Consider the following 14,810-nt stretch of genomic DNA (forward strand, 5'->3'; position numbering starts at 1 on the left):
GGCTTGGCATTTACGTGACCAATTTAAGTAATAATCACAATATTTGTGAGCATGTATATCGAGTAGGATCTTTTGTATAAATGAACATATCATGAAGAATAAGAACATCGCCTTTCTGCAAATATCCTTAGCTATGATCATCACCGGAATAGCACTCACTGCCTGCGTAGCAAAGCGGCCTAAAAGCCTTCAACAGGGTGCTGAAGGCATGATCACTCAGCTTACCGGCAACCAAATGCCCATGGTAGGTAAACCTGCTGCCAAACCAAGACCTTTAGCAGCTGAGGTATTTTTTTATGAAGCAACTACTGTACAACAGGCTCAAGGCACGATACCCGTATTCAGCAAAGTGAACACCCGTATGGTCGCGAAGGTAAAGAGCGATGCTACCGGCCATTATGAGGTTGCCCTGGCGCCTGGCACCTATTCTATATTTATTAAGCAGGGTGCTGAACTATTTGCCTCTGAGACCGATGGAGCGGGTATGCTGACACCTGTGACCGTCGTTGCCGGTCAGGTTAGCCAGCGCAACGTGACCGTAACGTTGGGCGCTGCTTTTTAAAGGTTATTGCAGCATCAGTTTTAGGTTGACGCCAAAGTTAGTATAGGCCGTATTGAACGTTTGCGACGTATAAGGCCTGGTGATATTGGAATCGTAGAAGAGGTTGAAGTTGAAGCGCTGGTTGATCACATAATCGATAGATGGCCTGAACGTGATGTTCTTGGCACCTGACGATATCTCGGCCGACCGTACATCTGCGCGGTAGATCAGTATCTTATTGTCGCGCATGGCCAGGTCAAGTTTAAAGTTCACATCGTTCTTGAGGTTGAAGTTACTGAACAGGCCGAATGGCATGTGCAGGTTGCGCGTGCGGTATCCAAATCCGAACACCATGATACGCTCGTTCTGCTGAGCCAATTGGCTGTTAAGCAAGCTTAAACTCATGGTGCGACTCTGACGGTATTCGGCATTCATGGTCATGCTGTTCTTAAAGCGAATGTCGGCACCTACCAACGGCACGAACTGCTCGAACAACGTCACTTGTGTGAACTGGAAGAGCGGCAGGAAGTCATTGTTCACATCCCGCTGAACCGACGCGCCGTTGCGTTCCTGGTAGCGGATGAGTGAATTGTAACTATTCACACTGTAAGTAGAACGATAGCCATGACGCAGGTCAAAAGAGTCAAATAACTCCTTGAACCAGCTGATGCGGCTTAAGCCATTGTAGGTAAGCTGCCAGTTAGGAACGGGTATCTTAGGAAAGCTGTTCAAGCTGATGCTTCCTGCATCCTTACCTGTGTAGGCAGCCAGGAAAGAGGCTACCAATACATCCTGCTGGTTGGGGCCATAACCATCGCGGTATCCATTAACACTTGGGCCGCTGGCGTTAGGGTTCTGTTGTGCTAAACGTTGTGATATAATGCTGCGGTTATCCAACAACGCCTGAAAGGTAGACGAATAATTGTTGACGCCGGTGTTCTTGCTAAAGGCTGTACCTATAGATAGAAATGACACGCTATATGTACCGGAAGTGATCGGGCTTAAACTCCTGAAACCGCCTACTGCATCATCATATTTAAAGTTGGTCTGGAAGTTACGGTCCTGCGTACGGAACGCCAGCAACTCGATATTCAGGTCAGGTATCGGGCGAATGATGCCACGCAGGTGCAGATCCTCGTTCAGTGTGGTAGAGTACAACTGATTTTGCAAAGTGTCGCGGCTTAACCAGCCGTTCCTTACCGCACGGTCACGTATATCGGCCTGGCTACCCAGCAAAAAACCTATACCAGGTGCATTATAAGTGAAATCCTGACCTGCCCAGTTGGTTTGTGGCAAATAGCCTGGTAGGTACGTGCCCTCACTCCGGGTATAAGTGGCGCCCAAGTTCTTGATACTCGTGAGCAAACCGACCAACAAGCGTCCGGCTGTACTGGTGCCCTTAGGGTCGGCATTGTTGTATTTACGCAGCCCCGCGAATTTGTTGTAAAGGCCCGATACATTAAGCGTAGGATTCAGTTGAACCGTACGGGCGTTCTGAATGGTGTTACCCACGTTGAGAGCGGGGTCATCTAATGAGAATTTGGGCTGCGTTTGCCAGTTGAAGTTAGTGCTGTAACGGGCAATGGCGCTTACCCAATCTAAACCAGGCACCTTGTTGATCGGCACGGTATAGTTAAAATTGAGCGTATGGTTGTAGTTGGTGGTACGGCCTAACCTTTTCAGGTTATCCCAAAGAGTATCACGTTTCAAACCGTTCACACGCCCGGCAGGCTCATCCACCACCGATAGGTTAGTGGCATCGATGTCCATCTGTAACGACTTGCTGATGTTCCAGCCAATGCCGTACACACGGGTGATGTTGAAATTCTTGTTGAAGTTAGTGGTCGGTACCGGCAAAAAGTTATTAGGGTCGTTATTACGCAGGGTATTCTCCGAATAAAAACGATCAAAGCTGATGGCCACATTCAAACGGGTAGGCAGCAGGCTAAAGTTCACATCGCGCAGCAAAGCCAGCATGTTCTTTTTGATCACCTTTTCAAGCGGGCTGTAGTACTTGGGCGTATTGGTGTAATTATAGGCTAACGCTACCTTGTACAATCGTTGAATGTCGTTTTCGGTCACAAAATCATGGTGCTCATATTCCGAGTAAGCATAAGTACCGGTGAAGTTCTCCACGTCCCAAACGTGAGGATTGGCGCCGGGATTGCTCTTGGTCTTGTGCACGTTAGTGAAGTTGATGCTTTTGCGCATGGTATAGTCTTGGGCAATGCGCTTGATCTCGTTCTTCTTCTCTTGAGTAGGGGCATTGTTCACAGCGTCCTTCAGCTCCACGTCGGGTTGAGCCGGGTTGTACTGCGGGTTAGCCACCTGCTGCGATACATTGACATACATAGGCACATGCATACCGGTCTTGGCGGGGAACAATTTACCTAACTCGACACTACCAGCCGCATCGATGGTATGGCTATCAGCACGGCTGCGTTCGCTCACGCGTTGTTCGATCGAACCGAAACCGATGGTGGTCTTGCTGCCGGCAAGGGTGATGTCGGCAAAGTCGGCCAGTTTGGCGTTCAGGCGTGCGGTAGCGGCCCAGCCACCGCGTTGGTCAAAATCGGTCAAACGCAATTCATTGAACCAAACAATGGCCGAACGGTCGAACCCGCCTGTTGCCTTGTATGGATTCCGTACACCTAACATGATCGCACGCAGACGGCTTAGGTCGGGTTGACCTTTAATGGTGATCTTGTTATTGCCATCCGTTACCACGAACGGAATGTTGATCGAAGTTAGTTGACCTGATGCGATAGCATTGTCGCGAGCCAGCTTGGCACGTGTCAGGGCGGCTAATTCAATATCGAGGTTGTTGGCGCTTGGCCAAATGGCGTTAGGGTCTGATGTGCCCGGGCGAGTGACCTTTAACGGTAGCTCATATTCGTAATAGCTGTCCTGGTAATCGACACCCAGTCGGATGAACGCGTGCAGATCATTATCATTCAGTTGGTCGCCCTCAGCGTGGATGAACATTTGCAGGCGTTTGTAGGCACGCAGGTCATTATAAAAAGTACGGTAGGCGGCACGTGAGTAGCCAGTACGCAGGTTAGTAACGTTCAGTGCCAGTGATTGCTCGTTCAGGCGGGTGTCGGTACGAAGGTTGTTATAATCGCGCTGGCGGTCGATACCCGGAGGAAGTACATAAGGTATAGGACTGCGCTTGCCATTGGCCTCAATATTAACGGCTTGTACGTTAAGTACCGAACCATCTACAGGTGGGTTCACCAATGCAGGGTCAGCGATCACTTTGTTGGTGCTGTTCTCCACGTTGTAACCGCGCCATTCGCCCCTGATCAGCTGTAAACTTCCTAAACGGAGAACAGCGGTATCGGCAAAATTGGTCAGGAACATACGCATGAAACGGATGGCCTTAAAATCTTGGATGTTGCCCTCACGTGAGCTGTAGCCTGCTATAGGTACTCTGAACTGGTACCAATTAACGGTCTGCGTGGTACCATCGGCCAGGCGAACCTGGGCGGATACCTTATCGTTCACGAAGTTCTGACCGATCACGAGGTCTCTTGGGCGAATGGATACCTTGTATTGGAAATACTCATCGGCCTGGCTCATGCTGTTATCACGATTCAGGTCCTCGCCGTCGGGTAGTGAGGTAGATGCCGAGTTAGATACTCCCAGTTCGGCTTGTGATTGCTCGGCCGTTTTGGAGTTGCCTTCGGTGCCGTTGTATTTGCTGTAACGTTGTAAGATGCTGGCACGGGTCTGGTCGAGCTGTGGCCCTTGATAGTACTGAAAGTTATCTGATGAAGGGTCGGCGGCCAGAGTATTAGCGGCAGTAGTGTTCAGTTGGCTGCGCATCTGCTGCACAAATGTGCCGAACTTGGTCTGCTCGCCATTATCATTCAAGCCATCTAAACCAACGTCCTGTAAACGGCGTGCATCGGGGTTGCTGTCAAAAGCGTTGATCACCGGTTGTAGGCGTGGCACACGGCCCCAAACCGTTTCATCAGTATTGGTGTTCGAGCCATCGGCCGGCAAGCCGTTCTCTACCGATTTACGGCCGTCTTTCAATATGTCTTCCGTGATGCTACCTAAGTTAAAATAAAGGTCGCCACCTTGTGAGTTAGGCTTGTAGATGAATGGGTCCATCATCCAGAACTCGATATATTGAACGTTGAGTGATTCAAAGTCGTTGGTCTCCAGCTTGCGGAACATGCCACCCCAGCGGTTGCGCGGATTTTGCAGCGTACCGTCAGGATTGATGCCCGTGGTAGAGTAGTTGTACTGACCACGCACGTTCGGATAGTAGGCCAGATCGAGCGTAGGCAGGATCAGTGGCTGACCGGTAACCGATTGGCGGTAGGGTAATACTTCGGTCTCCAATACCTGCCTTACATAATGATTTGACAGGTCAGAACGTGAGATAGCCGCGTTGTTAGAAGTATAAAATATAGGGTCGATGTTGTAGAAGGCCAAACGGGCACGGTTGTAGCCATAGCTCAGGTCATTGAATAACCTCGACTCAGAAAATAGCTGCGGTGTTCCCGAGATCTGCCAAGCCAGTGCGCTTTTGAGGTCGATGATGGATTGGCTGCTCTCGAAATCGTCGAGGTAGGTGGTGCCGTTCTTTGAACCGGCGAAATTAAGCGCGCTTGGGCTACCGGGGATCAGTCGGGCCATCTCACCCGAAAAGTTGATGTACGATGGCGCCTTGGTATTGATAAGCGGCAAGCGGTCGATGATACGGGTCAACCAGCGCGACTCTGAGCTATAGTTAACATCAAAGCCCATGATGGTATTTGATATCGATTCCTCGCCAACGATCTGTTTTTGAGTTAGCGGCTGCTCACTCAGGTGCATGATGGTACCACCCAAAGCTAATTTAGGATTGGCCCGGTAATCGAACCTTGAACCGTAAAGCGTTTTCTGCTGCACACCAAAAAGTTCATTATTCTCGATGTTGACCGTAAGCGGTGTACCCGACGATAATACCGATTGGTTCAGCACGCGTATACGACCGATGCTGTAATCGACCGTGAAATCGCTACCCTCAACCAAACGTAATGCACCTGCGTTTACCACCACCGAACCCTGAGGAATGTTCACGGCGTTGAGCTGGAACTCGGAACCTGACTGTGATGAGTAAGTTCCTTTAATGAGGTAGCGGTTGAGATTAGGGAAATATTGCTGGGCGATGGTACGTACCGAATCATACAACGGTTGGAAAACGTAACGGCTTTGCAGGCTTGGGTCGTTCTGCAAGGCCCGGGCCATGTCGCTACCGAACGGTTCGATCACCGGGAACACGATACGCCCATTCTGTGGGTCGATGGTCAGGCCTTCCAAAAAATCGAAATAACCGTCGGGTATCTTGGCGTTCTGCTGGTTGAGTCGGTCCAATCCGGTCAATTGCAAAAAAAGCTTGCCTTTAACGGCATCGCTGCCCTCGGTCAATGATGGCTTTTCAATGTTCGACTGGTCATCAAGGCGGGTGATGCTCAACCTGAAATTCACCGGGCTTACCTGATAGGCGCCTAACGAGTAGATGTTCTTCATCATCAGGTCCCAGGTAGGCAGGTTGGTCTTCAGTATCTCGTTCTTCAAAAGCTTTACGTACAAAGCTTTCGGGTTGGCAGCATCTACCGGTATGTCATTCGAGAACTCGCCCACCTGGTATTCAACGCCATTGTAAGTATAGCGGTAAGCAACGGCCAGTACCTCGTCATTATTGAGTGGGTAGTTGAGCGATATGTAACCCAATTGCGGGTTAAGGGTGTACTCCTTGCTGGTCAGCTTACGGGCGTAAGGAAGTTTGGCGTAGTTATCTACCCCACCGGCCGACTGGAAGAAGGTGGCCACATCATTGGAGTTGGTCAGGCGACCGCCGTTCGGCAAACTTTGCAAGCGGTTCATCAGGTTGTTGGATTGCTGCGTAAAACCAGGACCAATGAAGCCTGCCGGCAAGCCTGAAGTGCCACCTACGATCAGGGTGCTATTGTACGGGCGGTTCTCGCCAAGGTCTAATAGACCAATAATGTCGCGCGAATCGGTGGTGGAGTTGGTACGATTGGTGGTCCAAACCTCGATGCGGGTAATGGTGACGTTAGAGCTGATGATAGGCAGGTTGGCCAGTGCCTTGTTGTAATTATCTCTGAAGTATTGCGCCAAAAAATAGTGGCGATTGGCTTCGTAGTCGGTAGGCTGTAATCGGAACTCGCCCTGTTGCGACCCATTGGTGATCGTGATTGTTTTGGCTTGTGAGCGCTGTTGCGAGAAGATACTCGTTACATCCAGTTTACCGAATTTCAGCTTGGTCTTTAAACCGAACAAAGCCTGGCTGCCACGGATCAATGAAGTATTGAGCGGCATGCTTACCGTACCGGCTTCTATCTTTTGAATGATCTCGTCGGGGTGGCCGGTATAATCCAGCTTTACCTGGTTCTCGAACTGGAATTGTGCGTCAGTATTGTAGTTAGTGGCCAGCTTCAATTTATCACCTATGGTTCCGGTGATGTTCATCTGGATCCGTTGGTCAAAATTAAAATTGAATTGTTTGCGCTGGTTGGTGTTCAGTAGCGGGTTTTGGTTGCTGTTCACCTGGCCGGCAAAGATCAATTGCGCCGAACCCTGTGGACGGATATCGATCGTGTTACTGCCAAATATCTGTTCGAAAGTACGGCTACGTATCTTGATCTGCGGTATAAAGCCAGGCTGTTGCGACTGATAAGCATAATTATCGGCCAGTTGCTTGAAGTACTCGCGGCGTTCCTGCTTTTGGGTGAGTTGCAGGTATTCTACAAAGGTAAGATAGCGGGGCGCGCGATACATCAGGTTACCCACCTTCTCGATCAGTATGTAGCGGTTGGTGGCAGCATCATATTGTATGGTGCGTTGCAGGTTAGGTGGATCATTCTCGAACTGTCCCTGGCGCAACTCCGCCGCTTTTGACCGCTTCCCCTTGTAGGGGATGGTCACCGTCAATGAATCTTTACCGGCTGGCCGTTTTTGCGCATGAACTGCCGAGAGACCCACCAACAGAAGGCAGATCAATAAAGGTAGAGCACGTGAGATAGCAAAATTGGTTACCCGATGCACGATAAAGTTCAAGCGGTATAATTATAAGCTTTTTAATGCAGATTTAATGAGTTGTTCCACGGTGATATCGTCCGTGTTCTTACTGATCTCGGCGTCGATCACCTTCTCGGCCGCGTTACGGGCGAAGCCCAGCATCACTAGGGCTGATAAGGCTTCGTCCTTAACCGAGTTGTTGGCAGGTGCCGAGCTGAGAGTATCCAGTCCTTCTTTGCGCAGTTTATCCTGAAGTTCCAAAATAAGGCGCTGGGCCGATTTAGGGCCAATGCCTTTAATTCGCTGGATCTGTGATACGTTACCTTTTACGATAGCGGCCTGTACTTCCTCGGGGGTAATGGAAGACAGCATCATACGGGCGGTGTTGGGGCCGATGCCTGATACCGAGATCAGGTGAAGGAACAGGCGTTTCTCCCCCTCATCGGCAAAGCCGTAAAGGGTGTGGGCATCTTCTTTTACGTGCAGCCAAACGTGCAGACGACTGCGTTCTGCATCGCCCAGTTTCGAAAAAGTGTTGAGTGAGATGTTGATATGATAGCCTACGCCTCCTGCCTCGATCACCACATAAGCCGGTCCTTTAAAGGTCAGCTTCCCGTCAATATATGCGTACATGTTTATTCGATATGTTTGTATCTTTAAATGAAATATTGGTTAAAAATACAAAAACATACGCTTATACGCAGGCCGCTGCAAAAAGATATAGGCCCGCTTTTGGAGCGGGCCTATATGACAAATATTTGATGGAAATGATCGCCTGATCAGGCAGGTTTACAGCTTGCCATCCTGTGCTTTTTGCTGTGCATCTACCACAGCGATGGTGATCATGTTCACGATCTCACGTACCGAACTGCCTAACTGCAACACGTGTACCGGTTTTTTCATACCCAGTAATATCGGTCCAACGGCTTCGGCACCGCCCACTTCCTGTAATAACTTATAAGCAATGTTGCCTGATTCCAAGTTAGGGAAAATCAGTGTATTGGCTGGCTTGCCGTTGAGTGTAGAGAATGGGAAGTTATCAGAAAGCAACTCCTTGTTCATTGCAAAGTTGGCCTGCATCTCACCATCGATCACCATATCAGGGTACTGCTCGTGCAGTATCTTAACGGCCTCGCGAGTCTTTTCAGGTACCTCGCCATCGTTAGAGCCAAAGTTAGAGTACGATAACATGGCGATGCGCGGATCAACGTTGAATTGCTTCACCGAGCGCTCTACCAACACGGTGATATCCACCAGGTCTTGGGTGCTTGGGTTAACGTTAACCGTCGTATCGGCAAAGAACAATGGTCCTTTTTTGGTGATCATCATGTACATGCCGGCTACGCGTTTAACGCCAGCCTCGGTACCAATGATCTGTAAGGCCGGGCGTACGGTGGTCACGTAGTTCTTGGTCAAACCTGATATCAGCGCATCGGCATCGCCAAATTGCACCATGCTGGCACCGTAATAGTTACGGTCACGCATCATCTTCTTGGCCTCATAAAGCGTGATACCACGGCGTTGACGTTTTTCGTACAGGTGCTTGGCATACTCTTCCTGGCGCTCGCAAGGCAAAAGGGTATTAATGATCTTAACATCATTCAGATCAAGTTTATGATCGCTGATGATCTGCTTTATCTTTTCGGTATTGCCTAACAGGATCGGGATGGCGATACCCTCATCTTTAACGATCTGCGCTGCGCGAAGGATCTTATAGTTATCAGCCTCGGCAAATACTACGCGTTTAGGGTCTTGCTTGGCCTTGCCGCTCAGGTTACGCATCAGCTTGTCCTCAGCACCAATGCGGGTACGCAGCGTCTCATGATAAGCCTCCCAATCAGTGATCTCGGCACGGGCAACACCTGACTCCATAGCCGCTTTGGCTACGGCCGATGATACCTCGGTAATGAGACGCTGGTCCATCGGTTTAGGGATGATATAATCTTTACCGAAGCGCAGGTTAGTGGTATTGTAAGCTAAGTTAACAGCTTCTGGTACTGGTTTACGGGTCAATTCGGCAATGGCATGCACGGCAGCGATCTTCATTTCCTCGTTAATGGCAGTTGCACGTACGTCCAAAGCACCACGGAAAATATAAGGGAAGCCCAACACGTTATTCACCTGGTTAGGATAATCGCTACGGCCGGTGGCCATAATGATATCCTGACGTGCTGCAACGGCAACGTCATAAGATACCTCTGGCTCCGGGTTAGCCATGGCGAAAACGATCGGGTTAGCCGCCATGCTCTTCAGCATATCGGCGTTCACCACGTTACCGGCCGAAAGACCGATGAAAACATCGGCACCTTGCATGGCACTGGCCAGATCGGTAACATCGGTACGGGTGCTGGCAAATTCCATGCGGATATCATCCAGGTCGGTACGGTCAGGTGTGATCGGTCCGTTGATGTCGAACATCACAAGGTTCTCTTTTTTAACACCTAACTGCAGGTACATTTTAGTACATGATACAGCGGCCGCACCGGCGCCGTTCACTACCAATTTGATCTCGTCAAGTTTTTTGCCTTGTATCTCGCAGGCGTTCATCAGCGCAGCACCCGATATGATGGCCGTACCGTGTTGGTCATCGTGCATCACCGGGATATTCATCTCGGCCTTTAAACGGCGTTCGATCTCAAAGCAAGTAGGAGCAGAGATATCCTCGAGGTTAATACCACCAAAGGTAGGCTCAAGCGCTTTTACGATACGCACGAACTCGTCCACATTTTTGGTATCAAGCTCAAGGTCAAATACGTCAATGTCAGCGTAGATCTTGAACAGGAGGCCCTTACCTTCCATTACTGGTTTGCCGGCAGCAGGACCGATATCGCCTAAGCCCAGAACGGCCGTACCGTTACTGATCACGGCCACCAGGTTACCCTTTGCGGTGTACTTATATACGTCATCAGGATTTTTAGCGATCTCGCGGCAGGGTTCGGCCACACCAGGCGAATAGGCCATGGTGAGGTCGCGTTGCGAATTGGTCGGTTTGGTAGGTATCACCTGTATCTTACCCGGACGGCCTTTGGCGTGATAGCTCAAAGCATCCTGGCGGCGCTTGTTCGCGCTGTTGTTATTCGTATCCATTCTTCTCTAATTCAGGCCAGCAAAATTACAATATTTACCTAAAGGCCAAAAGTTTAATGGATAACAGCACATAAACTGCTTGATAAGCGTATAAAGCGTGTGTGCACTTGGTGATCTCCGCCGGTCAGACGAACTGCCGTTCGAACTACCTTTTCACGGCTCGTTCAAGTGCCCGGCGCTGCTTACGCAAGGCACGTTTTTTTTGACGTTTCTGCTTGTCGGCCGCATGTTGGGCAATGTGGCGTTTCACTTCCTTCTCGGTGGCCTCATCATAACCGGCACTGTTGCGTATCCCTTGCAGCATGGTCTTCCACATGGCCTTGAAAAATGGGGTATCAGGCTGTCGAGTGTAACTTACATCAACGCTTCGCGGGAGGCTGATCAGATTGTCGGGGTTGTTGTGTTTAACGATCAGGGCATTGGCCAATAATGAAGGTATAGCGCGATGTTTGTACACATCGGTCACGGTATCCATTTTAAGCAGGTGCACTTTAAGGTCGTGGTAAAGCATGGTCATCTTACCGGCCGATGTGCGGCTGTTTCCCTTGATATCGAAGCTTAACTTATCAAGCCATCCCGAAGTGATCTTGACCAGTGCGAACGGCATCACCGCCTTGTTCAGGTCCTCCATATCCATCGGGCCTAAAAAACCTTTATAGTCATAGTTTAGGCTGGGAGAGGAGAGGTCGAAATTCAGGTCGGCTTGTAGCGGCCCGCTATCCATTAGCCTCGAGTTGAGCTTGATGCGGGTTACGTGGTCGCGCTTCAACGCATCCTCGTTATTGGTCAGGTTAAGTAAATAACCATTAGTGCTGTTGAACGATATAAAACCTGGCTTGCCTGAGCGGCGTCCTTTGGCCCTGTAGGTCACATTTAGGTCGTGCAATTCCACGGTATCGAGCGTGAGGTTGGCCGGCAGGCGCTTGATCGCCAGTTGCGGGAAGGTATTTATGCGGTCTCCTTTAACCTCTATAGCTCCGGGTTTAGGCCTTTCGGTGTTCACCACCAGGTCGCTATGCCTGAAAGTAAGCTTAGAACCATGGATGAGGCGGTATTTGTTATAATTCTTGAAGTTGAATCCATCCAGTTGCAAACTATCAACATTGAAGTTGTACCACGTGCGGATCTTTCGGTTGATGAAAAGGCTATCTGCCAATGGCTGCAAGCCAACGTTGTAAGCCTGTAACTGCTGACTCAGGGTGGAGTACTTCATCAGCCCTACCTTGAACTGGTATAGCCCATTGGAAGTTGGTCGGCTAAAATTGTTTAGCTCGATCTGGATATCCTTAAAATAATAAAAGCGTGAATTATCGAACTGGGTGGTAGAGTCGATCAGGAGTTCATTACCCGTCAAATTCATCTCCTTCAGGGCCGAGATCTCTACATGGTTGCCCGAGTGGTCTTTGTACATCAGCTTCACATCATTCAGCATCACCTGTTTAATGTGGATAGAACTTAATGAGCTTCTGATCCGTTGCCAGGCGGTCAATCGGCTTTTGGCGGTAGTGTCTTTTTTGTGATTGAGCTGGTAGTTCACCTGCAATTCAGGAGCGCTCAGTACGATCTGGCCAATGTTGAGTTGATGCTCAAAATAAAGTTTAAGCGGATGCATGCGCCGTATGGCTATGCGCTTTACTTTAAGCGTGTACAAGTTGTTAGGGGCGATGCCTTGCGCCAAACGCTGGCGATACACCGCCATATTAGGCCTCAAGGTAAGATTGTGTATCACCAGTTTTCCTTGCACGATGTGGAACTCGGCATCGTTAAAGTCCGCTTGGTAGAGGCTGTCGGTACTGATCAACACAGTGCTACGCACCTTACTGGCTAAAATAGGCGACCAGTAACGGTTGATGAAGAAGGCTACGATGGTGATCACTAACACCAGCGCCATTAACGATAAGAACAATTTGCTTTGCCATCTGGGCTTACACTTTTCCCTCATTATCCAATATCTCCTCGGGCAGAAAAAAAGTAATGCATGTTCAGGTGTTGTACCATCGTCGCCCTAAAATAGCTATTTATGTGTGTAATGGCAAATCCACTGTACACCGATAATTACGAGCTTTGGAAAATAAATAACTTTTGAAGGTCAAATTTTTAGGTTCGCTGCCAATATGTCACGTATTAGAATGATTATTTGTATTTTTGCGCTCCCTAAAATTCGAAACGTATAATGGATCTGCTGATACCGGATAAGACACATGATGAGAGCAGGCAAGGTGAGGCGTTAGTGCTTGATCAGATACCTGAAAAAAATAACGGCCGCAAGCTGTACATCGAGAGCTATGGCTGCGCCATGAATTTTTCAGACAGCGAGATCGTTGCCTCCATATTGGCCGACCGTGGTTTTGAAACAACCAAGGATTACAGCGAGGCAGATGTGGTGTTCATCAACACTTGCTCCATTCGTGAGAATGCGGAGCAGCGCGTACGTAACCGCCTGAAAGAATTCACCGTTGCCAAGGTAAAGAACCCTGGTATGGTGGTAGGGGTGTTGGGCTGCATGGCCGAGCGGTTGAAAGCCAAATTCCTAGAAGAAGAAAAACTGGTGGACGTAGTGGTTGGCCCCGATGCCTACCGTGATCTGCCAAACCTGATCGACCAGGTAGACGATGGCCAAAAGGCGGTCAACGTATTGCTTTCGCGTGAGGAGACCTACGCCGATATCAACCCGGTACGTTTGAATAGCAACGGCATCAATGCCTTTGTATCGATCATGCGTGGTTGCGATAATATGTGCTCGTTCTGCGTGGTGCCGTTCACCCGTGGTCGCGAACGCAGCCGAGATCCGTTCTCCATCGTAAAGGAATGTACCGACCTGTTCAACCAGGGCTACCGCGAGGTGACCTTATTGGGCCAGAACGTCGATTCATATAAATGGAATACCTCGCCAAAGGCCAAAGCCGATGATCGCCGTGCAGAAGGTCTTACTGAAGCATATATATTGGAAGAGGCTGAAGCTACCGGTTCTACGGTGGCTCTCGCTGGTGCCGAAGGCGTATGCGGTACAGTCAACTTTGCGCAACTGCTGGAGATGGTAGCCGCCATAAGTCCTGACCTGCGTATCCGTTTTTCGACCTCGCATCCTAAAGACATCACCGACGAGGTGCTTTATGTGATGGCCAAGCATGATAATATTTGTAAATACATACACCTGCCGGTGCAGTCGGGCAACAGCCGCGTACTGGATCTGATGAATCGTACCTACGACCGCGAGTGGTATATGAACCGGGTAGAGGCCATACGCCGTATCATACCGGGTTGCGCCATCTCGACCGATGTAATCACCGGTTTTTGCACCGAGACAGAGGAAGAGCACCAGGATACCCTGAGCATGATGGATTTTGTGGGTTATGATTTTGCTTACATGTTCAGCTACTCGGAGCGCCCGGGCACTTTGGCCGCCAAACGCTACGCCGACGATATACCGGAGGCCGTGAAAAGCCGTCGCTTAAAAGAAGTAGTGGCCAAGCAACAACAGCACTCGCACGCACGCCTGCAACAGCAATTAGGCAAGGTGCAAAAGGTGCTGATAGAAGGCTATTCCAAAAAATCGAACCTTGACTATTGCGGCCGCAGCGACCATAACGCCATGGTGGTGTTCCCGGTAGGCGAAGGTTACAAACCTGGCCAATACGTTAACGTACTGGTCGACCGCTGTACCACAGCTACGCTGATTGGAACAGTAGTAAAGTAATTAGAAGCAAGAGCTAAGAAGCCAGATGCGAGAGAAATTCGACATGTGCAAGGGTATATCAGTATGACCAGGCATAATTTCAAAAATCTAAAGATTTGGCAGAAGGCGATGGACCTTACGGATATGACCTATGAGTACTGTAAGCAACTTCCGACCGAAGAACGCTTTAATCTTATCGATCAACTTAATAGGTCTTCTTGCTCGGTTCCGAGTAATATTGCTGAGGGTTCAGGAAAGCGAACGAATATTCATTTTGCCGAGTTCTTAACAACATCGTTGACCTCATGTTACGAGTTGGAGACTCAACTGTTGATCTGTGAACGAAGAAAGTATGGCAAACCGGAGAGTCTAATGCAATGCCTTGAAACGGCAGAAGAATTGCAAAGGATGATCTTTGCTTTCAGAGAACACGTATTGAACAGGTAGAGTGGGCTATTGCTCTTGATT

Annotated in this window: 7 protein-coding genes; 3 read left to right on the forward strand and 4 right to left on the reverse strand. The window is 49.4% G+C overall.

Going from position 1 to position 14,810, the window contains the following annotated elements; genetic code table 11:
• Positions 1-91 precede the first annotated feature (91 nt).
• Entirely contained in the window at positions 92-562 is a 471-nt protein-coding gene (locus LLH06_RS05035; RefSeq protein WP_228172171.1) for a carboxypeptidase-like regulatory domain-containing protein, read from the forward strand.
• Between the two features lie 3 nt (positions 563-565).
• Here the strand turns inward: LLH06_RS05035 and sov are convergent, their stop codons facing one another.
• The 4 genes from sov to LLH06_RS05055 form a co-directional block, all read right to left on the reverse strand.
• Entirely contained in the window at positions 566-7,618 is a 7,053-nt protein-coding gene (gene sov / locus LLH06_RS05040) for a T9SS outer membrane translocon Sov/SprA (protein WP_228172172.1), read from the reverse strand.
• Positions 7,619-7,627: 9 nt separating this feature from the next.
• A complete protein-coding gene (ruvA, locus tag LLH06_RS05045) occupies positions 7,628-8,212 on the reverse strand; it encodes a Holliday junction branch migration protein RuvA (protein ID WP_228172173.1) in 585 nt (194 codons plus the stop codon).
• A gap of 156 nt (positions 8,213-8,368) precedes the next feature.
• The gene (locus LLH06_RS05050) at positions 8,369-10,666 is read right to left on the reverse strand and encodes an NADP-dependent malic enzyme (RefSeq protein ID WP_228172174.1); all 2,298 of its coding nucleotides are present in this window, start codon (positions 10,664-10,666) and stop codon (positions 8,369-8,371) included.
• A gap of 145 nt (positions 10,667-10,811) precedes the next feature.
• The gene (locus LLH06_RS05055; RefSeq protein WP_228172175.1) at positions 10,812-12,608 is read right to left on the reverse strand and encodes a hypothetical protein; all 1,797 of its coding nucleotides are present in this window, start codon (positions 12,606-12,608) and stop codon (positions 10,812-10,814) included.
• Between the two features lie 231 nt (positions 12,609-12,839).
• Here LLH06_RS05055 and LLH06_RS05060 point away from each other — a divergent pair, with 231 nt between their 5' ends.
• Complete coding sequence (locus LLH06_RS05060) at positions 12,840-14,363, forward strand: MiaB/RimO family radical SAM methylthiotransferase (protein WP_394800308.1); 1,524 nt, start codon at positions 12,840-12,842, stop codon at positions 14,361-14,363.
• 63 nt (positions 14,364-14,426) lie between these two features.
• Entirely contained in the window at positions 14,427-14,789 is a 363-nt protein-coding gene (locus LLH06_RS20755) for a four helix bundle protein (protein ID WP_394800309.1), read from the forward strand.
• The last annotated feature ends 21 nt before the right edge of the window (positions 14,790-14,810 follow it).

The organism is Mucilaginibacter daejeonensis, assembly GCF_020783335.1.
Classification (GTDB): Bacteria; Bacteroidota; Bacteroidia; order Sphingobacteriales; family Sphingobacteriaceae; genus Mucilaginibacter; species Mucilaginibacter daejeonensis.